The organism is Mesobacillus sp. LC4, from assembly GCF_053543455.1.
In genome coordinates this window covers 1-23,292 of record NZ_JBGCUB010000014.1, presented here as the reverse complement: position 1 = coordinate 23,292, position 23,292 = coordinate 1, and the positions used below count along the sequence as shown (strand labels likewise).

The following is a 23,292-nucleotide window of genomic DNA, read 5'->3' as shown; positions in this document are numbered from 1 at the left end:
CCGTCAGCACCTGAACCTCTTACTCTATTTAACTTGCAGCCTTTGGGATCGCTCCCATACCTTCAAGGATGATTCTCGCATCCATATTCAGATAGGCCTCAATATCATTCCGCATAAATAGGAGCGTATGGTCCTTGATCACCACTTTCAAGCTCCTTAAGTCAAACTTTGAAGCATAATTGTTCACTGCATTGATGACTGCCATGTCTTTTCTGGTGAGCGGCTGCTGTCCTGCCTCGATCCGCTTTGTTAAAAATTCAAGCAATTCTCGCGCATTTGATTTTAAACGGCTGCGATTCTCGTTCAGGATGTCAATGTTCTCTTCCATGTACATTCTTGCGGCAGCAAAATCCAGTTCCTCGACACAATTGTTAATCCTGGCAATCAAATCCAAAACATGCATGACTTCTCCTCCTGGTGTACATACTCTGCCTACCTTTTATATCGGACGATGAACCTGCCACTCCATCTTTTATGTAAAAATTAGTCAATAGGACTTACCTCCAGGGATGGGTTATAGGCAGAACAGGCTATATTGGAGATGGCTATATAAGGACAGTCCATAGACACGTACACCCTTATGCTTGGCGTTTCTCTTACATAAGGCACATTCCACGGATCAATGTACCCCTATACACCGGTTTTCTCTTTCATAAGGGCACTTCAGGGATCAATGTACCCTTATACACTGGTTTTCACTTTCATAAGGGCACATTCCAGGGATCAATGTACCCTTATGCACTGGTTTTCACTTTCATAAGGGCACATTCCACGGATCAATGTACCCTTATACACTGGTTTTCACTTCCATAAGGGCACATTCCAGAGATCAATATACCCTTATACACCGGTTTTCACTTTCATAAGGGCACATTTCAGGGATTAATGCACCCTTATATACCGGTTTTCACTTACATAAGGGCACATTTCAGGGATTAATGCACCCTTATATACCGGTTTTCACTTACATAAGGGCACATTTCAGGGATCAATGTACCCTTATACATCGGTTTTCACTTTAATAAGGGCACATTTCAGGGATCAATGACCCTTATGCATGGTGTTCGAACGAGTCGTTCCGTCATTTCTACCATTCACACGAAGCAGTTGGTTTTACCAGCCGCCACCATCTCCTTTATCTATGGGTCTTTCCATTTTCATCAACATAGATGGATTCGATGATGGTCCGTTCAAATGGCTTTCCTTTAGCATCAAAACCTGTTACATCTGTCGTCAGGTTGTAAACCCCAGATTCCGTTAGGTCCCCGTCGAGGACTTTACCAGCTTTCGAGCCTTTTCCGGTTTCTTTTAGCTTCTTTTTGCCATCATGGTCATATTTGATCCATTTTGTTTTATATGAAGCCTTCACCTTTTGATTCTTGGCGTCTTTCAATTCAGCATCAAGCGGACTGTCAATGCCGACTACCAGCATATACGCCGCGGCTGGGCCCGTTACCTTCCATTTCCCTGCCTCTGGCTTATCGATTTTAAATGAATGGACCCATGCACCTTTAAAAAATTCACCGGTATTCTGTTCGACTTTTGCCGCCTTATACTCCTGGCCATCTGGTCCCTTCAGTTTAAGTGAACCCAGTTTCTTTTCACTGAGGAATGCCATTTGGAAGCTTTCTGCTCCGTCCTCGATCACGAAGCCTTCTTTGATGGCTTTATCCGCTTTGCCGCCTTTGACAATCTGGTTTGTCTCAGACACTGGTTCTGTCTTGCTGGCTGCCGAGAATACGTTTGAACCGGCAGTCTGCTCTGACATTGTGTACGGTTTGAATACCGAAAAAGTATATGAGCCTTCACGGATTGTCGTATGGTTCCAGGCGCCTTCACGGATGATTGTTCCGCCAGGCAAGCGGGAGCTAGAGACTGTGACGACCCCGTCGTTCGATCCATAACTGCTTAAATACAGTCCCCCCCAGTATTGAGCGCTTCCGAACGAACCCCATTTATAACCGCCCAGTGTATAGTAGCGATTTTTTGCAGAGTTTGCATGGGTATCGGTAATACTGCGGAAATAGCTCATATTTCCCGTCTGAAGAGACCGAGTGGCGTCATTATTGCTTCCAAGCAATGCTGCAAGCCACCAGGCTGAACTGCTGTGGGCGAGGTTCGAAAGCTGGGTGCCGTGATGCGGTGAGGAAAGAGTGATGACATTGGAAACATACTGATATGCGCCATAATGTACGAGCGCGGTCTGTGTATCCACTCCGCCTTTACTATGCCCCACCACCACTAACTTCTTGCTACCAAAATACTCATAGATTTGCCTCAGCTTTCCAGCCAGCATCGCTCCGTTATCCCACATATCCTTTTCCGGATACAAATCAATGAATGCGGTCTGATATCCATTCGCCCTTGCGGTTTCATACATATCATTGCCATCCCACCAGACGGATGCCGAACTGTTGTATCCATGAATGAAGACGATCGGCGCCTTAGCAGGATCTACCCATGAAGGGTCCGTTCCCAGATACCACGTTCCCGGAACTCCAGAAGAACCTCCACCCAAATCACCGGCTCTTGCCCCAACAGGAACCATCAGCAATAAAACCATTAATAATGACATTATTCTCTTACTCCTTCGCAAACCCTACCCCTCCCCTTTGTTCTTCAGGCCCTTTTATAGCAGATATTCAAAAGAAGGCCATCATTCAAGTGTATTGTGCTGATCATCGAATAAGAATGGGAACTGGGTTTATTTTGTTGGGAAAGAAATAACGAACTAGCATAATAATTTCCTACCGTATGGTGATAATAAAATCTACCCTTTTAAGAATTGGTGATAATTTGAACAGCTTGATAAAGATCCTGGTTCCTAGACAGTTATTTTTATTGCTTTTACTTTCAACCGGACTGCTCAATCACGTCATTCTGATTCCTAACCTGCTTTCAGCAGCTGGACGTGACAGCTGGCTAAGTGTTCTCTTGGCCTTTCCTATCTCTCTTGTTTTCATTTGGCTGATTTATTTCATTGTCAAGAAAAGTCCGCATGAGGGCTTCTTTTCAATGATCAGGAATAGACTTGGGAAATCTTTTTCCATCCTTTTTTCCATCCCTATCATTTTCTTTTTATTTGCTAGCGCCTATATCACTCTTAGGGATTTAATCATCTGGCTCAATGCATATTTCCTGGCCGACACTTCTTTTTTCTTTATCAATGCGATGTTGATCGTTGCTTGTTTTTTGGTCACTCTCGCCGGAATTAAATATATGGCGATAGCCAGCGGTTTCATATTGCCTCTTGTCATGATTTTCGGAATATTCATCGCACTGACAAACACAGATTTAAAAGACCCTGCCTTGCTATTCCCGGTTTTAGCTGATGGGTATTTTCCTGTTGTCAAAGGGATCAGTTATGCCCTATCCGGACTTCTGGAAATATATCTGGTGGTATTATTGCATCCATTTTCTCAGGAACGCATCAAGTTCAGGCAATTGTTCATTATGTTGACTATTCTTACCGGATTGATCTTAGGTCCACTTTCCGCATCAATAATGGAATTTGGACCAGCTGAATCCGTCCATTATCGGTATCCCGCCTATGAGCAATGGCGTGTTTTAAGCATTGGAGAGTATATCTCTCACTTGGATTTTTTCGCATTGTATCAGTGGCTGAGTGGTGCCTTGATTAGAATTGGCTTGTTCATGTATCTCATCTGTCTGTTTTTTACAGATCAAAAGAAGCATTACCGATTGAACCCCAAACTGATTGTTGCCTTATATATAACCTTATTTGGTCTGATGATGTTAGATTTTGAATCTAATTCTTTTTATCATTTCGTTTTCGCTTACTTTCTTCCGGCTAGCATGATTTTCTTTGTATTCCAAACCTTAGCATCAGCGTTAATTCTGTTATTTTTCATGAAAAGGGATGAGCGAAATGGCAAGAACAATAAACTCGAATCCTCCTCATAAATCTAGCCTTATAGAAAAGGCAAAAGAACAACTAAAAAACAGTCAGGATTTAGTCTGTAAAGAACACAAGACCGATAAAGGCTCTTTTGAGATCGTTTATTTCGAAAGCTTGATTGATATTCAATATTTGGACCAATATATATTGCCGAAAATTGGCACTGATTCCGAAGGTTCTCCTAAAGATAAGCTTACTGCTTATTTCCAAGTGGCAGAAGTAACCTCCAAACCTTTGGAAGAGGTGATCGATTTACTCTTAGGCGGAAATATTTTATTCCGGTTTCAAGAAGAACTGCTCAGTATCCAGGCAGCAGACCTGCCTAAACGCCAACCGGAAGAATCCGCACTTGAAACGTCCATCAGAGGACCAAAGGATGGTTTTGTAGAGGATTTAAAAACAAATATCTCTTTGATCCGCAGAAGGCTGAACACCTCTTCCTTATGCTTAGAAAAGTACACAATCGGCAAGAGAAGTAAAACGAAGGTCGCATTGCTGTATATCGATGATTTGATTGATAAAAAAGTTCTCAATGAGATTCAAAGGCGGATGTCTAATGTTGAATTGGACATATTAACAAGCATTTACGACCTGGAATCTAGGGTTCGGGACAGGCCCCTCTCCTTTTTTCCAACAATGGACTACACAGGGAGACCTGATTTTGTTGTCCAGGCACTGAACCAGGGACGGTTTGCTCTTATGGTGGATGGGAACCCTACAGTGTCTTTTGCGCCGATTAACTTGCTTCTGCAAACAAAATCACCTGAGGACAGTTACATAAGCTATGCCTATGTTTCATTAGAAAGAATTATCAGGATGATCGGAATCACTGTTTCTGCTTTTTTGCCGGGAACATGGATCGCTTTCTCTGCGTTTAATATTGAACAAATTCCATATTTACTTGTAGCCACCATCTCTGTTTCCCGCTTTGGATTGCCCTTGTCGGCACCAATCGAAATGTTCATCATTCTTTCCTTGTTTGAGCTATTCAATGAAGCTGGTGTTCGTTTGCCGAGGGCGATCGGGCAGACAGTTGCTGTTTTAGGCGGCCTGATTGTCGGAGATGCAGCCATCAGGGCAGGCTTGACGTCACCGACGATGTTAGTCGTGGCTGCGATAACCTATATTTCATCTTTCACTTTAGTGAATCAGTCTCTTAGCTCCGCGATTACAGTTATAAGATTCGTCGTTATATTTCTGAGCACTTTCCTAGGGTTATTTGGTGTGATAATCGGGTTTCTCCTGACCGTTCTTTACTTTTCGACGATTTCATCCTTTGGCTCGCCTTATCTGGCTTCGCTTGCTCCTATTAGCTTGAGGGAAGCTATAAAATCCTTCCTAAAGGCACCGACACAGTATTATAAGTCGAGAACCTCCTCAACAAGCCCTGAAGACCCGACAAGAGGTGGAAATCGTTCATGAGAAATTCACGCCTTATTTCTTTGATCATCGGCTGTTTAATGCTGAGTGGCTGCTCAAATATTAAAAACATCCAGGATTTAACGTACATTGTTGCAATAGGAATGGATTATGATCCCGAAAAAGAAGAATATACTGCCTACCTGCAGGGGCTGAATTTTGCCAATGTTGCCAAGCAAGAGGGGAGCAGGCCTACTGAACCTATACCAATCTTTATTGCATCCGCAAAAGGAGAAACTTTGAACCTTGCAGTAAGCAAACTGTACAATCGGTCAGAACCACCACTATTTTTCGGACATGTCATCACCCTTCTTCTTAGTCAAAGAATTGTTACACATCGCTTCAATGAGGTCATTGAGGAAGTGGGCAGGAATCGTTCGCTTCGGCCGACCCTTCGAGTGATGACCACAGAGGAAAGCATTCAGGAAGTTTTAAATATAAAGGCTCTTTTTAATTATCCTGCCATCTATACAGTTCTTTATAAAAAAGGGGACACCGAATTATTTCAGGATGAAATAAAACCCACTACCCTCATGGACTTCTTAAGACAATATAATGAGCCAATGGGCTCCGCTAAGCTTCCATTGGTCAAAATCGATAAAGAAAGCTGGCAGGCTGATAAAAGCTATCCGGTATTATATTTTGATGGTCTGGCGGTTTTCCAACAGCAAAAGTACACGAATTCATTGCCTTTCGAAGAAGCGCTTTTTATAGACTGGCTTTTGGAAAAGAAAGTGTCATTGACCCAAAGAGCAGAAGAAGCGGGTGAATTAGCTGCAGTTGTCAAACTAGCTTCCCCGAAAATGAAAATCAAATATGGAAAAGAAACTGATGCCCCCCATTTTTCCATTGAAGTTAGTGCACAAGCAGATTTACTGGAAAAAGTCAGGAACATTTCTTTAGAGACTTTAAAAAAAGAGATCGAAGAGGAGCTAAAAAAGAAACTGATTTCAACCTATTCAAATGGAATTAAAAATCGCGCTGATGTTCTGAACATCGGTGAAAAATGGTACAGGACATACCCTAAAAAATACAAAGAAATAAAAAGGACAAATACCTTTTACTTAGAGGAGGATTCCTTAAAGGACGTGAAAGTCGATGTCCAAATCCTCCATTTCAACAGCTATAAATATGATTAGGGAGCTCCTTAGCTTGCATGATTCAAAAAATGGCCATTCATCACTAAATGAATGGCCATCTTTTGAATCTCAATGATTATTCCCCAACAATCTTGGCGTCCTTCAGCATATCCTCCGTGAGTGTGATTCCTACGTCTTCACCTGCCTTCTTATTAACAATCAGTTCGAGGTTTTCAGGGAAGCCTACTGGTATTTCGCTCGGCTTTTTACCCTTAAGGATTTCCACTGCCATTTTACCAGTCGTGTAGCCCAAGTCATGATAATCAAATCCATAGGAAGCAAACGTTCCTCGCTTTACCGAATCTCCATCACCGGAAAAGATTGGGATGTCCTTGTCATTTGCTACTGTGATGACAGATTCAAGTGCAGCTACAACAGTGTTATCCTTTGGTATATACAATACGTCGACACGGCCAACCATTGATTCAGCTGCCTGCTTAACTTCAGCGCTCGTTGATATGGTTGTTTCGACCACTTCCAGCCCCTCATCTTTTAGAGCCTCTTTCGCATTTTTCACATTTATGACTGAATTCGGCTCGCCATTGTTGTATATGATACCGACTTTTTTCGCATCAGGGATGAACTTTTTGATCGATGCAATTGTATTCTTGATGGCATCAGGATGAGTATCAGATAATCCAGTTACATTTCCGCTGGGCTTTTCCAGACTTTGCACAAGCTCGGCAGAGACAGGATCAGTTATTGCAGAGAAGAGGATCGGTATATCCTTTGTCGCCTGGACTGCCGCCTGGGCACTAGGTGTCGCAATCGCTAAAATGAGATCATTTTTATCCGAAACCAGCTTTTGGGCAATCGATGCATTGTTATTCATATCCCCCTGTGCATTCTGGTAATCCAGCTTAAGATTCTTGCCTTCTTCATATCCTGCATCTTTAAGAGCAGCAATAAATCCCTCTCTTGTCGCATCCAGAGATGGGTGCTCAACAATCTGGGTAATTCCGATCTTAACCATCTTTTCTTTCTTGTCTCCGCTCGCCTGGTTACTGCCGCCGCCGCACGCTGCAAGCATGAGCATCGCACCGCTTAAGATAACTGCCAAACTCTTCTTCATCCTTCATCCTCCCCAAATTCACGAAAATCATTATGGATCGTCTTGGTGTATGATCAGTCAGTTTATCCTCCTTTCGTGCATTTTTATACTATTTTTAATATTCTGATATTAACACGGTATCTTAAGTGGGACAATAGGAGATTTTGAATTATTTTAGCGATTTTTAGAACAAGTATTACTAGAAATGATGTTTCGATACACAGAAAAAAGGACCATTCCCATTACAGGAAGGATCCAGATAGAAATGCTATATTGGATTCGGTTCTGTATCATTATTCTTCACTTTTACTTTAGCTTTCTTTTCACTAGCCTTCTTTCCGGGGACTTCTTTCCTGAAGTCTTTCAAAATCGCAAAAGACATGGCGATCAGGACAAAGGTCAATGGAAAGGCACTGACTATGATAGCGGTCTGCATCGCGCTTAGCCCGCCGGATAGCATTAAGACAATGGCCGATGCTGAAAGGAAAATCCCCCAGATGATCTTCACCGAATTAGGAGGATTCAAGTCACCTTTCGCAGTCTGCATACCCAGGACAAATGTTGCCGAGTCGGCTGAAGTGACAAAGAAAGTTGTGATCAGCAGCAAAGTTACAATGACCAGCAACCCTGAGAACGGCAGCAGGTCATATACATAGAACAGCGCTGTTTCCAGGGGTTGACTCGAAATGGCTGCACCCTGGAAATACTCGAAGTAAATCGCCGTGCCGCCAAATACGGCAAACCAAAACGCACAGACAAGTGTAGGGATAACGAGAACAGCGATCATGAATTCCCTCACCGTCCGTCCCTTGGAAACACGAGCAATGAATGTCCCGACAAACGGTGCCCAGGCAATCCACCAGGCCCAGTAAAATATGGTCCAATCCTGGATCCAGGCCGATCGTTCCTCATTGAACGGAGCCAGCCTCAAACCCATGCTCGGCAGATTCTGTACATAGCTTCCTAGGGTTGTGGTGAAAAGGTCAAGAATAAACCCGGTAGGACTTAAAAAAAGCATGGCGAAGAGCAGGATCACCGCCAAAATCAGATTTGCATTGCTTAAATACTTGATTCCTTTTTGCAGTCCCGTGCTGGCCGAAAGCAGAAAGAGAACCGTTACGATTGCTATTATAATAAGCTGGACCGTAAAGTTGTTCGGTATCCCAGCTACATAGTTGAGACCCCCATTTATTTGCGCCGCTCCCAATCCTAGCGATGCAGCCACACCGAAAATGGTCGCAAAGACGGCAACTACATCGATAATGGTGCCGATTGTCCCTTTTGCCCGGTCACCAATTAAAGGGGTGAGCGTGACACTCATTAATCCTGGCTTCTTTTTACGGAACTTATAGTACGCCAGGACAAGTGCAATGACTGCATAAATCGACCATGCATGAAAACCCCAGTGCATAAAAGTGTATCTCAATGCAACCCTGGCAGCCTCGGGGGTTCCACCTTCTCCAATAGGCGGAGATGCAAAATGGGAAATCGGCTCCGAAACACCAAAGAATAGCAATCCAATTCCCATTCCTGCACTGAATAACATGGCAAACCAGGTCGATCTATTGAAATCTGGTTTATCATCATCTGCTCCTAGTTTGATCTTCCCGTATTTGCTGAAAATCAAAAAGATCGCAAAAAGCAAAAAGAATGAAGCTGCCAATTGATAAAACCAGCCAAATGAACTCAAAAAATAGGCTTTGGTCTGATCCATCACCTCTCCTAATTGCACGGGAGATATCACACCCCATAACACAAAAGCACTCGCGATAACGAGAGAAATCCAGAATACCTTGGATACCTTGTTCACTTCAGCCACTCCCCATGATGAATTTCCTTACAAGATACGGTTATCTTGCCCGAAATCAAGGCATGCATTCGCGAATATCCCCATATAGGAGGGTCATTAAATTCCCAAAATTCTGTACAAGTTCCTATTATTATGTATTTAATAAGTTACCAATAAAGAGTATGATAGAAAGTAAAAAGGCTGTTTCGAAGTATACGAAAAGAGTCCTGAACAAAGAAAGAGGTAAGCAAATGAATGCAGCATACTCAACAACCAAAGAAACAACTAAAACAAAAGTTTTAGTCATCAATGCTCTTTTTATTGCATTGACCGTTGTAGCAACCATGTTCATCAATATCAGGCTCCCGATCATGGGGAATGGAGGTCTGATCCATATGGGCAACATCCCTTTATTTATTGCCGCTTTCGTTTACGGCAGGAAAACAGGTGCAATAGCAGGAGCCTTTGGAATGGGCTTGTTCGACATCATCTCAGGATGGGCATTGTGGGCGCCGTTCACTTTCGTTATCGTCGGCGCGATGGGCTATGTAGCTGGATTGATGGCTGAAAAAATGCCTGGCAAGAAAATGTATGTGTACTCTCTTGCAGTTATCGTTGCCCTTGTCATTAAAATCGTTGGCTACTACTTTACAGAAGTGGTTCTATACGGAAACTGGATCCAGCCATTCGGCTCAATTCCAGGAAACGTTATGCAGGTCGTCATTGCTGGTCTGATTGTCATCCCACTTGTTGGCCGGATAAAGAAATTGTTATAGCTATGAAAAGCGCAGGCGCCTTGGGCAGCCCCGACCAGCGCTGGAGGGACGCCCAGTGAAGTCGCTCTTTGACTTCATTGGGCGGACTGAAGCGACTCGAGGGGCTAGGCGCTGGAGCTAGACACTAGTCTTATTGCAAAAAAGTTATACGTTCTATTAAAGATAAAACCCCTATGGAATATTATCCTTAGGGGGTTTTATTATGTATTCATAGATTAGCGCTCAAAAGACATTGACTCCATGTCCTTTAATGTGTGCTGATATATTGTCGAACGCCAATCATAAATTGTAGATATTTCTCGGGAAATTGTTGGATTTTGAAGGTGGGGTGAACAATACCTGACTTTTCTTTCCGGAGGCAGTTTGAAAGGTTTTTGTATTGCGTACCGTCAGGCGATATACAATAATTCTGTCTAAAACACGGCACAAATACCATCAGCGTGCTCGTATTCATATCGGGCAGCAAGATCCCTTACAAGGACTTGCCTGTACCTTATTTCCGGAATATTGCTGTTAGCCATCCCCATTTTCTATTCTTGATTTCCTCTTCCAGACGTTTGTTAAAATCACTCTGGGAGTTCCACTCATCCTTTTGCTCTTCCCGCATTTTCTGAATCTCTTTTTGCAGGAGCTCACTTCTCTCTCTTTCCTGCTGAAGCAAGTCTTCGTAATGGGTATTTTGCTGTTCAAGTAATCTTTCAATTTTCGCATTTGTTCTTTGTGCTGAATTTCCGATACTGGAACTAATCACATGATGATCCTGCTGAAGCTGGGAAACACTTGTCTTCATCTGGGCCATATCGTTTTTCAACTGAATATTCATTTCACGCGCGGCAGCCAGTTCATTGACCACAAAAAGCAATACCTCTTTTAATTGGTCGGGATCCTGCGGTAAGTTATTCCCATATGTATCGTTGATTGCAACCTCTGTACTGCCCGATCCATCCAGCCTCTCCTTTTGCTCGGCAACAAGGTCTTTAGCAGTATCGTCCAATGGCTTGTCCGTATCGCGCAGCGCTATAAGCGCATTAATATCGGATTGGACAAAAATCCTCCGGTCGCCATCCTTCAAAAACTCATATCCATTACGCTCGAGGATTTGACCGTACTTTCGAACTGTAGGGGTTGCAATCCCAACAGCTTCTGCCACTTCTTTTGTTGAGAAAGCCTGTTCATTCGGTTGTATATCGTGTCTCATATCGCACCTCCTATCTCCAATATGACGAGTTTCAACAATATTTGCAAGAGTCATATCGGCTATATTTTCATTCTAGCAGAATTGGCGATATTCGACATATCGGTTAGGAATTATTTTCTTTGTGAAAAAGTCGGTTGCCCAGCATTGAATGAAGTGGATGCCGGGCATTTTTATAGCGATATACAAGCCTATCAGCCGCAACAAGATTTCTGAAACTGGATTACCACCGTTTAATCAGCTTGAGAACCAAAAATCGCCAAATCTTGATAATCCAATACGAACATGGAGCCGTTCCATTTTAATCTATTCTGGATAAAGCCCAATGAATCAGCGTGATATCTTCCTGAAATCTTCTGATAGGCCAAAAGTTCATATGTTTTATTGGAATCAAAATCGATTGGATATAAACCGCTTATTGGATCCACCCAACCGGTGACAACTGACCTAAGCTTCCCGTTTGTATCGTATATCTCATTCAAATATTCCGGCTCTCTCAGAGTCAAATCAATAAGATATTTTGTATTGTTTATACTGCTGAACACTTCAACCTTGTAGTCATCTAAATAGGTAACTCCATATTGATACATCTGGTTATAGACATCTGAGTCGAATAACAACCGCAGATTGTTATGAACAAATGTATAAACATAATTGTAAGTTGTCCCCCCGCTGCCCCCTGTTGGTATCGTGATCAATATATCCCTTACTCCTTCTCCGGTAAAATCACCGAGAAACAGCGTCGGTTGATAACCCATATCTGCATTAAGTCGAACCTGCGTGAGGATTCCTGTCGCTCCGTCCTGAATGACAAGCGTCAAGTTTTTAATAATCGAAACATCTGATTCTTTCATGCCAGTAACATACACTGTGTCTGGAATCTTGTCACCATTCACATCGCCTCTAGCAAAAGCTACGACATTCGAATTCCTGATATTCGAATTATGATAATGATTTTGCATAACCTGCTCCCTGTATTGATTTGATTTATGCAATACCATATTCGAAAAATTGTATGTTGGTTCATTTATCTGCTTATACAGCATAACAAATAAAGAAGCTTCCCATAAGTTTACTTAACTTACAGGAAGCTTCTCTTTGCTTTTGCCTTTTATTTAAAAAGGGGTGAAGCAGCAGATTACATCATGCCGCCCATTCCGCCCATGCCGCTCATGTCAGGCATTCCAGCGCCGCCTTCTTCTGGAATGTCAGCAACTACTGCTTCAGTAGTCAAGAACATTGCAGATACGGATGCTGCGTTTTGAAGAGCAGAACGAGTAACCTTAGTTGGGTCAACGATACCAGCTTCAATCATGTTTACCCACTCGCCAGTTGCAGCGTTGAAGCCTGTGCCGACTTCTTCACGCTTCAGGCGCTCAACGATAACTGATCCTTCAAGGCCAGCGTTATGAGCGATTTGGCGAACTGGTTCTTCCATTGCGCGAAGGACGATGTTCACGCCAGTAGCTTCGTCGCCTTCTGCCTGGATTTCAGATACTTTGTTGTATACATTCAGAAGCGCTACACCACCGCCTGATACGATACCTTCTTCAACTGCAGCGCGAGTTGAGTTAAGAGCATCTTCAATGCGAAGCTTACGTTCTTTCAATTCTGTTTCAGTAGCAGCACCAACTTTGATGACTGCAACGCCGCCAGCTAGCTTAGCAAGACGCTCTTGCAGCTTTTCACGGTCAAATTCAGAAGTTGTTTCTTCCATTTGAACGCGGATCTGGTTCACGCGGCTTTCGATTGCAGCGCTGTCTCCAGCACCTTCAACGATTGTTGTGTTTTCTTTAGTAACCACAACTTTAGAAGCGCGTCCAAGAGATGTGATTGTAGCAGACTTAAGGTCGCGTCCAAGCTCTTCAGTGATCACTTCACCGCCAGTCAATGCAGCGATGTCTTCAAGCATAGCTTTACGGCGGTCACCGAAGCCAGGAGCTTTAACAGCTACTGCGTTGAATGTTCCGCGAAGCTTGTTGACTACCAATGTAGCAAGTGCCTCACCTTCAACATCTTCAGCAACAAGCAATAATGGCTTGCCTTGCTGTACAACCTGCTCAAGGACAGGAAGGATTTCCTGGATGCTGCCAATCTTCTTGTCAGTGATCAGGATATATGGATTTTCAAGAACTGCTTCCATCTTATCAGAATCAGTTACCATGTAAGGAGATGCATATCCGCGGTCGAACTGCATACCTTCAACAACATCCAATTCTGTCGTGAAGCCTTTAGATTCTTCGATTGTGATAACGCCGTCGTTGCCAACGCGCTCCATAGCTTCAGCAATCAATTGGCCAACTTCTTCGTCAGCAGCAGAGATTGCCGCAACTTGTGCGATAGAAGCTTTGCCTTCGATTGGCTTAGAGATAGCCTTAAGCTCTTCAACAGCTGTAATAACAGCCTTTTCCATACCTTTGCGGATGCCCATTGGGTTAGCGCCAGCAGTTACGTTCTTAAGACCTTCACGGATCATTGCTTGAGCAAGAACGGTTGCCGTAGTCGTACCGTCACCAGCAACGTCGTTCGTCTTGCTTGCTACTTCAGCAACAAGCTTAGCACCCATGTTTTCGAATGCGTCTTCAAGTTCGATTTCTTTTGCGATTGTTACACCATCGTTCGTGATAAGAGGTGAACCGAATTTCTTCTCAAGAACCACGTTGCGTCCTTTTGGTCCAAGAGTTACTTTTACTGCATTTGCAAGAGAATCTACCCCGCGAAGCATTGCGCGGCGTGCTTCTTCACTGAACTTAATTTCTTTTGCCATTGTAGAAAAACCTCCTCAGAATTTTTAATTTAACGTTCTGTTTATAATCGCAGTGATTATTCTACTACTGCTAAAATGTCATTTTCACGTAGGATCAGATACTCAGTTCCCTGGTACTTCACTTCTGTGCCTGCGTATTTTGAGAAGATAATGCGGTTTCCGACTTCAACTTCAAGAGCAACACGCTCGCCGTTTTCAAGGACACGGCCAGTTCCAACAGCTACGACTTTACCTTCTTGAGGTTTCTCTTTCGCTGTGTCGGGTAACACGATACCGCTTGCAGTTTTTTCTTCAGACTCAACAAGCTCGATAATAATGCGATCTCCTAGTGGCTTGATCAAGTGAAACAACCTCCTCAAATTATATGTAAATTATTTTTATTAGCACTCGCCTCAATAGAGTGCTAACACAATTTATATAATAATGAATCTCCATTTTTTTTGCAAGCGTGAAGCAAGATTTTTTCTTAAAAAATTATGATTCCCATGCCCTTGTCGAATCGTGGAAAATTCTCTGCTGACGGTCTTAACATTCTATTTGAAACAGGACATGCCTCCTCAAAGGACTGCCCTTATCCACTTTAGGATGTTGAAAAGTCTTGACAGGCTTCATGCCGATTTTTTTCATGACATTTATAGAAGGTCTGTTGATCTCAGCTGTGAAACTGACGACCTTGCTAAAGCCCAGTTCATTGAATCCATACTCCAGACAAGCCTTAGCCCCTTCCGTTGCATACCCATTTCCCCATGACTCTTTCTTGAGCCTCCAGCCAATTTCGATACACGGCGTAAAATCCGCTTCGAAAGTTGCCCTGTGAAATCCTATAAAACCTATATATTCTTTCGTCTCCTTGACTTCAACAGCATACAGCCCATAGCCGCAATCCTCCAACTCGGAGATAATGTTTTGATAAAATTGGTGCGTTTCTTCTTCTGATAAAGTATTGGCAAAATACTTCATGACCTCCTGGTCCGCATTCATATTTGCAAAGTGCTCCAGATCTTCTGCTGACCAGTCACGTAGCTTCAGCCTTGGCGTTTCCAAATAGATCATGTTTCCTCCGACCCTTTTCATAAAATTATTCACCTTATCCCGCAAGTGCTCTCCAAAATGATTAAAACCTGGTTCCACCGTTTTTTCTCCTGACCCTACAATTTGAACTTTCCAATCATTTATTAGTAGAATAAAGACAGTGTCTATCCAAACCAAAGCTGTCCTCGTATTTTATTTTACAGGTCGGCTTATTATTACGTAAAATTTCAGGACATACATTATCTGCATTGATAAGGAGTTTTTCTATTGAAAAAGGAATACTGGTACATCATTATCGCCTATATCGTCATGCAGCTTTCAAGCCTGATTGGCATCCCGATTGTCGCCTTCACCGGTGCTGCGATGGGAAAGAGCCTGGAGGAAATGGAGACCCTCTCGATTCCATACTGGCTTGTGATCAGCTTTTCACTGACACTAGTCATCGTGCTTTTGCTTTTAAGGAAAGAACGCAGATCTCATGCGGACTTACGTGATGCGTCCTCTCCAGCAAGCTCAGCCGCCTGGGCTTTCGCAGGTGTATTCCTCGCACTGTTCGCGCAATCAATCGCCGCCAATATCGAGAATATGCTTGGCATCGAAATGGGCTCTGAGAATACACAGGAAATCATTAAGCTGATTGAAATGTTCCCGGTTGTCATTTTGGTCAGTTCGATCATCGGCCCTATATTAGAGGAAATCGTCTTCCGTAAGATCATTTTCGGCAGCCTGCATAAGAAAATGAATTTCTTTTTCGCTGGATTGATCAGCTCTGTTATTTTTGCGCTTGCACATATGGAACCAGAGCATGTGATCTTGTACTCTGCAATGGGGTTCACTTTTGCTTTCCTTTATGTAAAAACAAAGCGGATCATCGTGCCAATCATCGCCCATGTTACAATGAATACAATGGTTGTCCTGCTTCAATCCGTATTTAGGGAAGACATTGAGAGAATGATAAAAGAAGCAGAGAAAATTCAAGGTTTTATTGGGGGATTCTAAGTTATGAAACAATCGCCTTTATTTTCAGGCATTGTCTACATCTTGTTAGGCAGCTTATTCACCTATTTCGCCATCCAGAATGTAAACGATTCAGGATGGGGATTCTTCAGCTACTTACTAGTGGCTCTTGCCACGTTCGACTTTGGTTCTGGCATCAGGATGATCCTTTTTCATTTCAAATTGAAGAATATACAGAAAAAGTAGCTCCTTCCTCTGAAGGAGCTACTTTTTATTCTGCCGATTCTGTTGGTTCGGTATCTGTCGGGTAATGCTTTAAGAAATAGATCAATGATTGCAATTCAACTGCCAAATCAATATGATGGATCCTGATCGATGAAGGCACATTCAGCCTCGCCGGCGTGAAGTTCAGGATTCCCTTGATATTTGCCTGCACCAATCGGTCTGTTATCGGCTGTGCGACAGCAGACGGGACTGTCAGAATTGCCACCTGGATGCCTTCCTCTACGACAACTTTGTCGAGATCATCCATATGGTACACTGCTACGTCACCAATCTTCGTGCCCACTTTACCTGGATCTACGTCAAAGGCAATCTCGATTTTCGTATTATTGTTCTTTGAAAAATTGTAGTTCAGAAACGCTGTTCCCAGATTACCGACTCCGATCAAGGCAACCTTCGTCAATTCATCCTGATCCAGTGTCTTTCGGAAAAAGGTCAGCAGGTAATTGACATTGTAGCCGTACCCCTTTTTACCCAAAGCTCCAAAGTAGGAAAAATCCCTGCGGATTGTCGCTGAATCCACTTTTACCGCTTCACTTAATTCCGCTGATGATACTCTTTGCTTACCTGAAGAATGCAAGTTCAATAAGAACCGGTAATACAGCGGCAAACGTTTTGCGGTTGCCTGCGGAATCTTCATAGCATCATTCGTCATTCTCCATCCTCCACCCTGTCCGTATTTCTATCTCAACTTTTCTTCTCTCTTGAAATCGCCGTTCTTACCACCGGTTTTTTCGACCAGATAGGTCTTTCCGATTACCATGCCCTTATCAACGGCCTTGCACATATCATAAACAGTCAGCGCACATGCTGAAGCTGCTGTTAACGCTTCCATTTCCACACCTGTATTCCCTTTTGTTTTTACAGCTGCGGCGATATTTAAAACATAGTCATTTCCATTTTGCTCCCAATCGAATGAAAGGTCAATCCCTGTCAGTGGAATCGGGTGGCACATCGGGATGATTTCAGACGTTTTTTTCGCCGCCATGATGCCTGCTACCTGCGCGACAGCCAGTACATCCCCTTTTTTCATTTTATTTTCAGTGATTCTCACATATATATCTTCATTCACGGTTATGCTTGAATGGGCGACTGCCGTACGGACCGTCTCCGGTTTTTCACTGACATCGACCATCTTTGCTCTGCCCTCTTCGTTAAAATGAGTAAATTCTGCCATATGTAAGCTCCTTTCTATCAAATGATACACTATTTTGTCAAACTTGTGTGTGAACTTTGTTTCAGTGTTCACAATACATAGTGAAATTTCAATACCATATAACCTATAGCAGTTCGCACATATTGCCGTGCCTATATTAATGGGTTACACTATCTCTAAGGCAATAGAGGTGAAAACAATGATTTTATTACAGGTTAATCAGCTATCAAAATATTTTGCTGCTGATCTTATTTTATCGAATATAAAGTTTGAAATACAGACCAACGACCGTGTTGCGCTTGTTGGAAGAAACGGAGCAGGAAAATCAACCCTGCTGAAGATCATTGCCGGGTATGAATCCCATGATGGCGGTGAAATCATCCGTCCTAAAGGGACGATGATTGGCTATCTCGCCCAGAATACCGGGCTGGAATCCGAGAAAAGCATCTGGGATGAAATGCTGGCCGTTTTTGACTATCTGCACAGCATGGAAAAAGAATTGCGCAGATTGGAAGAAAAGATGTCGGATCCTGACATTCTTTCTAACCAGACAGAATACGACAGGGTTTTAAAAGATTATGACCTGCTTCAGGTCCAGTTCAAGGAAAAAGGCGGCTACCAATATGAAGCCGATATTCGTTCCGTCCTTCACGGCCTTAACTTCCATTCTTTTGATTATTCCACAAAAATATCCACTTTAAGCGGAGGACAAAAAACTAGACTCGCATTGGCGAAACTTTTATTGACCCGTCCGGATATTTTGATTCTCGATGAACCGACGAACCATCTTGATATTGATACGCTATCGTGGCTTGAGCAGTATTTGCAGGGCTACAACGGGGCAATCCTGATTGTATCCCACGACCGCTATTTCCTTGATAAGGTCGTCAACCAGGTTTATGAAATTTCCCGCCATCAGCTGACAAAGTTTCCTGGCAATTACAGCTCGTACTTAGATCAGAAAGCTGCGAATTACGAACGCGACATGAAACTGTATGAGAAGCAGCAGGATGAAATCTTCAAGCTCCAGGATTTTATCCAGAGGAACTTGGCCAGGGCATCCACAACCAAGCGTGCCCAAAGCCGTCGGAAGCAGCTGGAAAAAATCGATCGCATGGACAGGCCCAAGGGAGATGAAAAATCTGCCTCATTCAGCTTTCAAATCGAACGACAAAGCGGGAACGATGTCATGAAGGTTGATGCCCTATCTGTCGGCTATCACAATGACATCGTATCTGAAAATATCTTTTTCAATCTTTCACGTGGAGACAGTACCGCATTGGTTGGACCAAATGGCGTTGGTAAATCAACTTTATTAAAAACCATCGTGGAGAAACTGCCTTCGATTAAAGGGAATATTCAATACGGTTCTAATGTCTCGATTGGCTACTATGATCAGGAACAGGCAGAACTTAGCTCGAACAAAAAGGTTTTGAATGAACTCTGGGATGAATACCCATTGAAATCTGAAAAAGAAATCCGTACCGTCTTAGGGAACTTCCTATTCTCAGGAGACGATGTCCTAAAGATCGTTTCCACCCTTAGCGGTGGCGAAAAAGCACGTTTGGCACTGGCCAAGCTGATGCTGCAGAACTCGAATTTCTTAATTTTGGACGAGCCGACAAACCACCTTGATCTGGACAGCAAGGAAGTGCTTGAAAATGCACTGATCGATTATCCAGGCACCATCCTGTTCGTCTCACATGACCGCTATTTTATCAACAGGATAGCCACAAAAGTCCTTGAGCTCGATCGAGGCGGTGCAACGGAATACCTTGGTGATTACGATTACTATGTCGAGAAAAAGCTGGAGCAGGAAGAACTGCGAGCCATGGCCGAACAGGCTGCCAAAGCAGCGGGAAGTGCTGTGGATAACTCCAAGCAGGACAAGACCTCCTACCAGCAAGACAAAGAAGCCAAAAAACTCGAACGCCAGCGCAAACGCCGCATGGAAGAAGTGGAAGCAAGAATTGAACAGCTGGAGTTGGAAGTCGCTGAATATGAAGAATTGCTTTGTGACCCTGAAATCTTCCAGGATCACGAAAAAGCTGTAGAAATCAATAGCAAAATTGAAGCCGCCAAAGAGACACTCGATGAATTGATGGAAGAGTGGACAGAGCTGGCTTAATGATTGAAATACCGGACATGAATGTGTCCGGTATTTATTTTTTGAATGCCCGATTATCATTCATTGTTCATTTTCGTGTATGTAAGAGAATTCATAAGCGGAGAATTTTCGGTTATTGTATTCAAAAGACACTTTTCAAGCAGCAATAGGCGGAGATATTCCGATTAACTACAAAAAATACGACAAAATCAAGCAATTTGGAATAAACACTGTGAAATCAACATGCAACCTAAAATGACATATCCAGCATATTTTCGACAATATTCTATGAAAAAGCGCAAATAATCCACAAAAAAGCCCCGATTTAAAAACCGGGACTTTTTGTTCACATAGTTATTCACATAGTAAAGACTGATTTATAGCTTATCCAGATAGTTTTCCACATTATCCACAAAAATAGCTGATTTTATCCACATTATACACAGATTAACCTCTGAAACACTAACATATCCACAGAAGAGTCTGACAACATTTTTTTCTCTTGCGACTTTAGTTGTGGATAGTAATCTCTAGACCTGGATTTCCATTCAAAGTTAAATCAGCTCGCTGGCCTTTTTCATACATAACACTTCCTGCAGCAGCAATCATGGCCGCATTATCTGTGCACAAATACAATGGAGGAATAACAATTTCCACATCCGAATCTACAAATTCTGTGGATAGTTTTTCTCTCAATCCCTTATTCGCTGCAACTCCTCCAGCAAGAAGAACTTGTTTTACTCCGTACTCCTTAACAGCTCTTTGTGTTTTAGTGACAAGTACATCGATCACACTTTCCTGGAAGCTAGCTGCAAGGTCTTCAGGCGCTATTTCCTCACCTCGCTGCTGGGTATTATGCACAACATTGATCACAGCAGACTTTAAACCGCTGAAACTAAAATCATAGGAGCCTTCTTCGAGCCATGCACGTGGCAAGTCAATCGTTGCCTTTCCTTCATGGGCAAGCCTGTCAATATGCGGACCACCCGGATATGGAAGATGCAATGTCCTTGCTACCTTGTCATACGCTTCCCCTGCAGCATCATCTCTTGTCTCGCCTATTACCTCGAAATGACCGTGTTCTTTCATATATACGAGCTCAGTGTGCCCGCCAGATACGACTAGTGACAGCAGCGGGAAGTTCATTTCAGCAACTAGACGGTTCGCATAGATATGGCCCGCAATATGATGGATACCAACGAGTGGTATTCCATTCGCAAACGCCAGTGCTTTGGCAGCATTAACGCCTATCAATAATGCGCCTACCAGACCTGGGCCTTCTGTAACAGCAATCGCATCCAGGTCCTTTACATCAACCTTTGCCTGGGCTAATGCTTCCTCTAGAACAAGAGTGATCTGTTCAACATGATGCCTAGAAGCGATTTCAGGTACAACGCCGCCAAAACGCTTATGGCTCTCAATCTGAGAAGCGACGACATTCGCAAGAATCTCCCGTCCATTTTTCACAATCGCAACAGCCGTTTCATCACAGCTCGTCTCTATTCCCATTATTAATTGGTCTTTTGTCATTATAAATTCACCCACATTACTAAAGCGTCTTCCATATTGTCTGTATAATATTGTTTCCTAATAGCTCCTTCTTCGAATCCAAACTTGCGATACAAATTTTGAGCCCTCACATTGCTGACCCTGACTTCTAGAGTCATCCTCATTGCACCCATCTCGCGACCAAGTTTCATTACCTTAGCCATAAGAGCCTCTCCCAGCTTCATTCCCCTGTATTCCGGAAGCAAGGCGATATTCGTGATATGGGCTTCATCAATGATAATCCACACTCCACAATAGCCAACTACCTTTTGATCCACTTCCACAATCAAATACTGCGCAAACTGATTCTTCGTCAACTCATTGAAAAAAGCTTCCCTGCTCCATGGTATGGTAAAGGAATTAACCTCTACCTCCATCACTTCATCCAGATCATCTACCGTCATATGCCGGAACGTTATCGTTTTATTCATCTTCTCTTCCCACTTAATTTTTAGTCTCTTGCGCTTTCAGCCAGTTAGCCTCTGCTTCCGCCAGGCGAATATAATTAGGAACGAAGGTATGAAGGTCCACCCCTTCTTTATCCCTTCCCAATAATGCAAGCTCTGCAGGTCTAGGGTTCAATTCAGTGACAGCTGCAAAAACTGCCTTATCACCAAGCTCCTCCTTAATGACCTCCTCATGCAGTTTCAAATCATTGCTCGTGAACAATATCCTGCTGTCCATTTCATTCAATTGTTTTACCCAATCTGCTGACATGACAAGCTGATCATTTTTCACAGTCTCCAATAATTGATTCTCAAACTTATACAACCCAGTATAAATCTGTCCTCTCCTTGCATCAAAGAAAGGTGAAACATACCCGTCAAAATACCTTCCAGCGGATGCCGCTGCCACTTCAAGGCTAGATACTCCTGATAACGGAATCTTCAAGCTCCAGGCCATTGTTTTAGCAATGGTCACTCCAATCCGTACACCAGTGTAGGAACCAGGACCCTCGGCAACTACAATCTTTGATAATTCTGCCGGCTTAATATTACATTCTTCCATCAATGTCTGGATCGCTGGCATGACCCTTACCGAATGATTCTTCTTTATATTGGAGATATACTCTCCCATAACGGTCTCACCATCAAGCAAGCCAATCCCCAGGACATAATTGGACGTATCGATTGATAATACCTTCATTTAAAAAATCTCCTTACACAATTCTTCAAATCGATTGCCTTTTGGCTCAGCAATGATTCTTCTGGCACCATCTTCATCAAGATATAATTGAAGAAGCAATAGCTCTTCAGGTAGCTGGGCTTCAATCAAATGAGCCCATTCCACAACCGTCACACCATTACCTTCAAAGTATTCTTCAAAACCAAGATCTTCAAACGCATCTTCCACTCGATAAACATCCATATGATAGAGAGGGAGGCGCCCCTGGTATTCCTTGATGATGGTAAATGTCGGACTGTTCACATTCCTCGTGATCCCCAATCCTTCGGCAAGGCCCTTTGTAAAAGTCGTCTTTCCTGCACCTAAATCCCCTTCGAGCGCAATGACATCTCCTGCTTCAAGTAGACCAGCCAGCTTTTTAGCAAAATCCATTGTATCTTCCGGCTGCTTTGAAATGTATTGATATGTAGCCATATATATCACCTAACTAATTATCAGATTTATAATGATAAGCCCAATCGCCTTGGTTAGCTCCGATCATTGCTGATCTTATATAAAGGAAAACGTATAGTTTCCTTTAAAAGATAAAAAAACCTTAGGATGCCTCCTAAGGATGACGATTCTATATGTAGTTTACACGATTTATCAAGGACGGGCAAAAAAACCAGCTACTTTTCTTTTTTAGGCAATAAAAAAAACGAAACCCTGTTTCGTCCTGATAATCTACCAAACTATTAAAATGGCGGTCCCGACCGGGATCGAACCGGCGATCTCCTGCGTGACAGGCAGGCATGTTAACCGCTACACCACGGGACCAATATGTATAAAAAGATGGATTATTGCGGGGGCAGGATTTGAACCTGCGACCTTCGGGTTATGAGCCCGACGAGCTACCGGGCTGCTCCACCCCGCGTCGATAATAATATATTATCCAAATGAATAATATGTAATCCATTTAATTGTTCAAACAGCCCGGCGGCGTCCTACTCTCACAGGGGGAAACCCCCAACTACCATCGGCGCTGAGAAGC

The 23,292-nt window shown here is 43.1% G+C and carries 22 protein-coding genes and 2 tRNA genes; 7 read left to right on the top strand and 17 right to left on the bottom strand.

The genetic code is table 11. The features are described 5' to 3' along the window. Positions 1–28: 28 nt before the first annotated feature. Positions 29–403 (bottom strand): hypothetical protein, encoded by a 375-nt coding sequence (locus tag AB5I83_RS22645; protein WP_448978684.1) that lies wholly within the window; start codon positions 401–403, stop codon positions 29–31. Between the two features lie 732 nt (positions 404–1,135). Continuing rightward, on the bottom strand, positions 1,136–2,575 hold the full coding sequence (locus tag AB5I83_RS22640; RefSeq protein ID WP_448978682.1) for an esterase/lipase family protein: 1,440 nt from the start codon (positions 2,573–2,575) through the stop codon (positions 1,136–1,138). Between the two features lie 221 nt (positions 2,576–2,796). Here AB5I83_RS22640 and AB5I83_RS22635 point away from each other — a divergent pair, with 221 nt between their 5' ends. From AB5I83_RS22635 to AB5I83_RS22625, 3 genes are read left to right on the top strand one after another with little or no spacing between them, the layout of a single operon-like run. Next, entirely contained in the window at positions 2,797–3,924 is a 1,128-nt protein-coding gene (locus AB5I83_RS22635; RefSeq protein ID WP_448978680.1) for a GerAB/ArcD/ProY family transporter, read from the top strand. Continuing rightward, positions 3,890–5,341: a spore germination protein gene (locus AB5I83_RS22630; protein WP_448978678.1), complete on the top strand. Its 1,452-nt coding sequence runs from the start codon at positions 3,890–3,892 to the stop codon at positions 5,339–5,341. The genes AB5I83_RS22635 and AB5I83_RS22630 overlap by 35 nt, the downstream gene beginning before the upstream one ends. Then, positions 5,338–6,477 (top strand): Ger(x)C family spore germination protein, encoded by a 1,140-nt coding sequence (locus AB5I83_RS22625; protein ID WP_448978676.1) that lies wholly within the window; start codon positions 5,338–5,340, stop codon positions 6,475–6,477. The genes AB5I83_RS22630 and AB5I83_RS22625 overlap by 4 nt, the downstream gene beginning before the upstream one ends. 76 nt (positions 6,478–6,553) lie before the next feature. Here the strand turns inward: AB5I83_RS22625 and AB5I83_RS22620 are convergent, their stop codons facing one another. Together AB5I83_RS22620 and AB5I83_RS22615 are read right to left on the bottom strand one after the other, a co-directional pair. Continuing rightward, positions 6,554–7,549 carry an ABC transporter substrate-binding protein gene (locus AB5I83_RS22620; RefSeq protein ID WP_448978674.1) on the bottom strand — a complete coding sequence of 332 codons (996 nt, stop codon included), beginning with the start codon at positions 7,547–7,549 and terminating at the stop codon, positions 6,554–6,556. Positions 7,550–7,796: 247 nt separating this feature from the next. Continuing rightward, positions 7,797–9,338, bottom strand: coding sequence for a glycine betaine uptake BCCT transporter (locus AB5I83_RS22615; RefSeq protein ID WP_448978672.1), 1,542 nt, complete (start codon positions 9,336–9,338; stop codon positions 7,797–7,799). Between the two features lie 230 nt (positions 9,339–9,568). Here AB5I83_RS22615 and AB5I83_RS22610 point away from each other — a divergent pair, with 230 nt between their 5' ends. Continuing rightward, on the top strand, positions 9,569–10,093 hold the full coding sequence (locus AB5I83_RS22610) for an ECF transporter S component (RefSeq protein WP_226647591.1): 525 nt from the start codon (positions 9,569–9,571) through the stop codon (positions 10,091–10,093). Between the two features lie 493 nt (positions 10,094–10,586). Here the strand turns inward: AB5I83_RS22610 and AB5I83_RS22605 are convergent, their stop codons facing one another. From AB5I83_RS22605 to AB5I83_RS22585, 5 genes are all read right to left on the bottom strand, one after another. Continuing rightward, on the bottom strand, positions 10,587–11,291 hold the full coding sequence (locus AB5I83_RS22605) for a hypothetical protein (protein WP_448978670.1): 705 nt from the start codon (positions 11,289–11,291) through the stop codon (positions 10,587–10,589). Positions 11,292–11,521: 230 nt separating this feature from the next. Continuing rightward, complete coding sequence (locus AB5I83_RS22600) at positions 11,522–12,250, bottom strand: VCBS repeat-containing protein (protein WP_448978668.1); 729 nt, start codon at positions 12,248–12,250, stop codon at positions 11,522–11,524. A gap of 176 nt (positions 12,251–12,426) precedes the next feature. Next, positions 12,427–14,055, bottom strand: coding sequence for a chaperonin GroEL (gene groL / locus AB5I83_RS22595; protein WP_167834469.1), 1,629 nt, complete (start codon positions 14,053–14,055; stop codon positions 12,427–12,429). Between the two features lie 56 nt (positions 14,056–14,111). Further along, positions 14,112–14,396, bottom strand: a complete 285-nt coding sequence (gene groES, locus AB5I83_RS22590; RefSeq protein ID WP_041967795.1) for a co-chaperone GroES — start codon at positions 14,394–14,396, stop codon at positions 14,112–14,114. A 184-nt stretch (positions 14,397–14,580) separates the two neighbouring features. Further along, entirely contained in the window at positions 14,581–15,108 is a 528-nt protein-coding gene (locus AB5I83_RS22585) for a GNAT family N-acetyltransferase (protein WP_448978697.1), read from the bottom strand. 246 nt (positions 15,109–15,354) lie between these two features. Between AB5I83_RS22585 and AB5I83_RS22580 the strand changes: the two genes are divergently transcribed. Both AB5I83_RS22580 and AB5I83_RS22575 read left to right on the top strand, forming a co-directional pair. Beyond that, positions 15,355–16,086 carry a CPBP family intramembrane glutamic endopeptidase gene (locus AB5I83_RS22580; RefSeq protein WP_167834467.1) on the top strand — a complete coding sequence of 244 codons (732 nt, stop codon included), beginning with the start codon at positions 15,355–15,357 and terminating at the stop codon, positions 16,084–16,086. A 3-nt stretch (positions 16,087–16,089) separates the two neighbouring features. Continuing rightward, positions 16,090–16,290 carry a YdiK family protein gene (locus AB5I83_RS22575; protein ID WP_448978666.1) on the top strand — a complete coding sequence of 67 codons (201 nt, stop codon included), beginning with the start codon at positions 16,090–16,092 and terminating at the stop codon, positions 16,288–16,290. 25 nt (positions 16,291–16,315) lie between these two features. On the opposite strand, the gene AB5I83_RS22570 is transcribed toward AB5I83_RS22575, so the two are convergent. After that, positions 16,316–16,981 (bottom strand): redox-sensing transcriptional repressor Rex, encoded by a 666-nt coding sequence (locus AB5I83_RS22570; RefSeq protein WP_167834465.1) that lies wholly within the window; start codon positions 16,979–16,981, stop codon positions 16,316–16,318. A gap of 27 nt (positions 16,982–17,008) precedes the next feature. Next, positions 17,009–17,503: a cyclic pyranopterin monophosphate synthase MoaC gene (gene moaC, locus AB5I83_RS22565; RefSeq protein WP_448978663.1), complete on the bottom strand. Its 495-nt coding sequence runs from the start codon at positions 17,501–17,503 to the stop codon at positions 17,009–17,011. Positions 17,504–17,681: 178 nt separating this feature from the next. Between moaC and AB5I83_RS22560 the strand changes: the two genes are divergently transcribed. Beyond that, the gene (locus tag AB5I83_RS22560) at positions 17,682–19,610 is read left to right on the top strand and encodes an ABC-F family ATP-binding cassette domain-containing protein (RefSeq protein WP_448978661.1); all 1,929 of its coding nucleotides are present in this window, start codon (positions 17,682–17,684) and stop codon (positions 19,608–19,610) included. Between the two features lie 489 nt (positions 19,611–20,099). Here the strand turns inward: AB5I83_RS22560 and tsaD are convergent, their stop codons facing one another. From tsaD to AB5I83_RS22530, 6 genes are all read right to left on the bottom strand, one after another. Next, on the bottom strand, positions 20,100–21,119 hold the full coding sequence (gene tsaD / locus AB5I83_RS22555) for a tRNA (adenosine(37)-N6)-threonylcarbamoyltransferase complex transferase subunit TsaD (RefSeq protein ID WP_448978659.1): 1,020 nt from the start codon (positions 21,117–21,119) through the stop codon (positions 20,100–20,102). Further along, a complete protein-coding gene (gene rimI / locus AB5I83_RS22550; RefSeq protein ID WP_448978658.1) occupies positions 21,119–21,568 on the bottom strand; it encodes a ribosomal protein S18-alanine N-acetyltransferase in 450 nt (149 codons plus the stop codon). The genes tsaD and rimI overlap by 1 nt, the downstream gene beginning before the upstream one ends. A gap of 13 nt (positions 21,569–21,581) precedes the next feature. After that, positions 21,582–22,283: a tRNA (adenosine(37)-N6)-threonylcarbamoyltransferase complex dimerization subunit type 1 TsaB gene (gene tsaB, locus AB5I83_RS22545; protein ID WP_448978656.1), complete on the bottom strand. Its 702-nt coding sequence runs from the start codon at positions 22,281–22,283 to the stop codon at positions 21,582–21,584. Further along, a complete protein-coding gene (tsaE, locus tag AB5I83_RS22540; RefSeq protein WP_448978654.1) occupies positions 22,284–22,736 on the bottom strand; it encodes a tRNA (adenosine(37)-N6)-threonylcarbamoyltransferase complex ATPase subunit type 1 TsaE in 453 nt (150 codons plus the stop codon). A gap of 266 nt (positions 22,737–23,002) precedes the next feature. Then, positions 23,003–23,078, bottom strand: a tRNA-Asp gene (locus AB5I83_RS22535). Positions 23,079–23,101: 23 nt separating this feature from the next. After that, positions 23,102–23,175 (bottom strand) — tRNA-Met (locus AB5I83_RS22530). Between the last annotated feature and the right edge of the window lie 117 nt (positions 23,176–23,292).

What these genes read in the sequence shown, in the direction of transcription:
- AB5I83_RS22625 (WP_448978676.1), top strand. Translation starts at nt 5,338, where the DNA reads ATGAGAAATTCACGCCTTATTTCTTTGATCATCGGCTGTTTAATGCTG.
- AB5I83_RS22610 (WP_226647591.1), top strand. Translation starts at nt 9,569, where the DNA reads ATGAATGCAGCATACTCAACAACCAAAGAAACAACTAAAACAAAAGTT.
- groL (WP_167834469.1), bottom strand. Translation starts at nt 14,055, where the DNA reads ATGGCAAAAGAAATTAAGTTCAGTGAAGAAGCACGCCGCGCAATGCTT.
- tsaB (WP_448978656.1), bottom strand. Translation starts at nt 22,283, where the DNA reads ATGAAGGTATTATCAATCGATACGTCCAATTATGTCCTGGGGATTGGC.
- rimI (WP_448978658.1), bottom strand. Translation starts at nt 21,568, where the DNA reads ATGAATAAAACGATAACGTTCCGGCATATGACGGTAGATGATCTGGAT.
- AB5I83_RS22600 (WP_448978668.1), bottom strand. Translation starts at nt 12,250, where the DNA reads ATGCAAAATCATTATCATAATTCGAATATCAGGAATTCGAATGTCGTA.
- AB5I83_RS22575 (WP_448978666.1), top strand. Translation starts at nt 16,090, where the DNA reads ATGAAACAATCGCCTTTATTTTCAGGCATTGTCTACATCTTGTTAGGC.
- AB5I83_RS22570 (WP_167834465.1), bottom strand. Translation starts at nt 16,981, where the DNA reads ATGACGAATGATGCTATGAAGATTCCGCAGGCAACCGCAAAACGTTTG.
- tsaD (WP_448978659.1), bottom strand. Translation starts at nt 21,119, where the DNA reads ATGACAAAAGACCAATTAATAATGGGAATAGAGACGAGCTGTGATGAA.
- AB5I83_RS22620 (WP_448978674.1), bottom strand. Translation starts at nt 7,549, where the DNA reads ATGAAGAAGAGTTTGGCAGTTATCTTAAGCGGTGCGATGCTCATGCTT.
- AB5I83_RS22585 (WP_448978697.1), bottom strand. Translation starts at nt 15,108, where the DNA reads ATGATCTATTTGGAAACGCCAAGGCTGAAGCTACGTGACTGGTCAGCA.
- AB5I83_RS22645 (WP_448978684.1), bottom strand. Translation starts at nt 403, where the DNA reads ATGCATGTTTTGGATTTGATTGCCAGGATTAACAATTGTGTCGAGGAA.
- AB5I83_RS22630 (WP_448978678.1), top strand. Translation starts at nt 3,890, where the DNA reads ATGGCAAGAACAATAAACTCGAATCCTCCTCATAAATCTAGCCTTATA.
- AB5I83_RS22605 (WP_448978670.1), bottom strand. Translation starts at nt 11,291, where the DNA reads ATGAGACACGATATACAACCGAATGAACAGGCTTTCTCAACAAAAGAA.
- AB5I83_RS22560 (WP_448978661.1), top strand. Translation starts at nt 17,682, where the DNA reads ATGATTTTATTACAGGTTAATCAGCTATCAAAATATTTTGCTGCTGAT.
- tsaE (WP_448978654.1), bottom strand. Translation starts at nt 22,736, where the DNA reads ATGGCTACATATCAATACATTTCAAAGCAGCCGGAAGATACAATGGAT.
- AB5I83_RS22640 (WP_448978682.1), bottom strand. Translation starts at nt 2,575, where the DNA reads ATGTCATTATTAATGGTTTTATTGCTGATGGTTCCTGTTGGGGCAAGA.
- moaC (WP_448978663.1), bottom strand. Translation starts at nt 17,503, where the DNA reads ATGGCAGAATTTACTCATTTTAACGAAGAGGGCAGAGCAAAGATGGTC.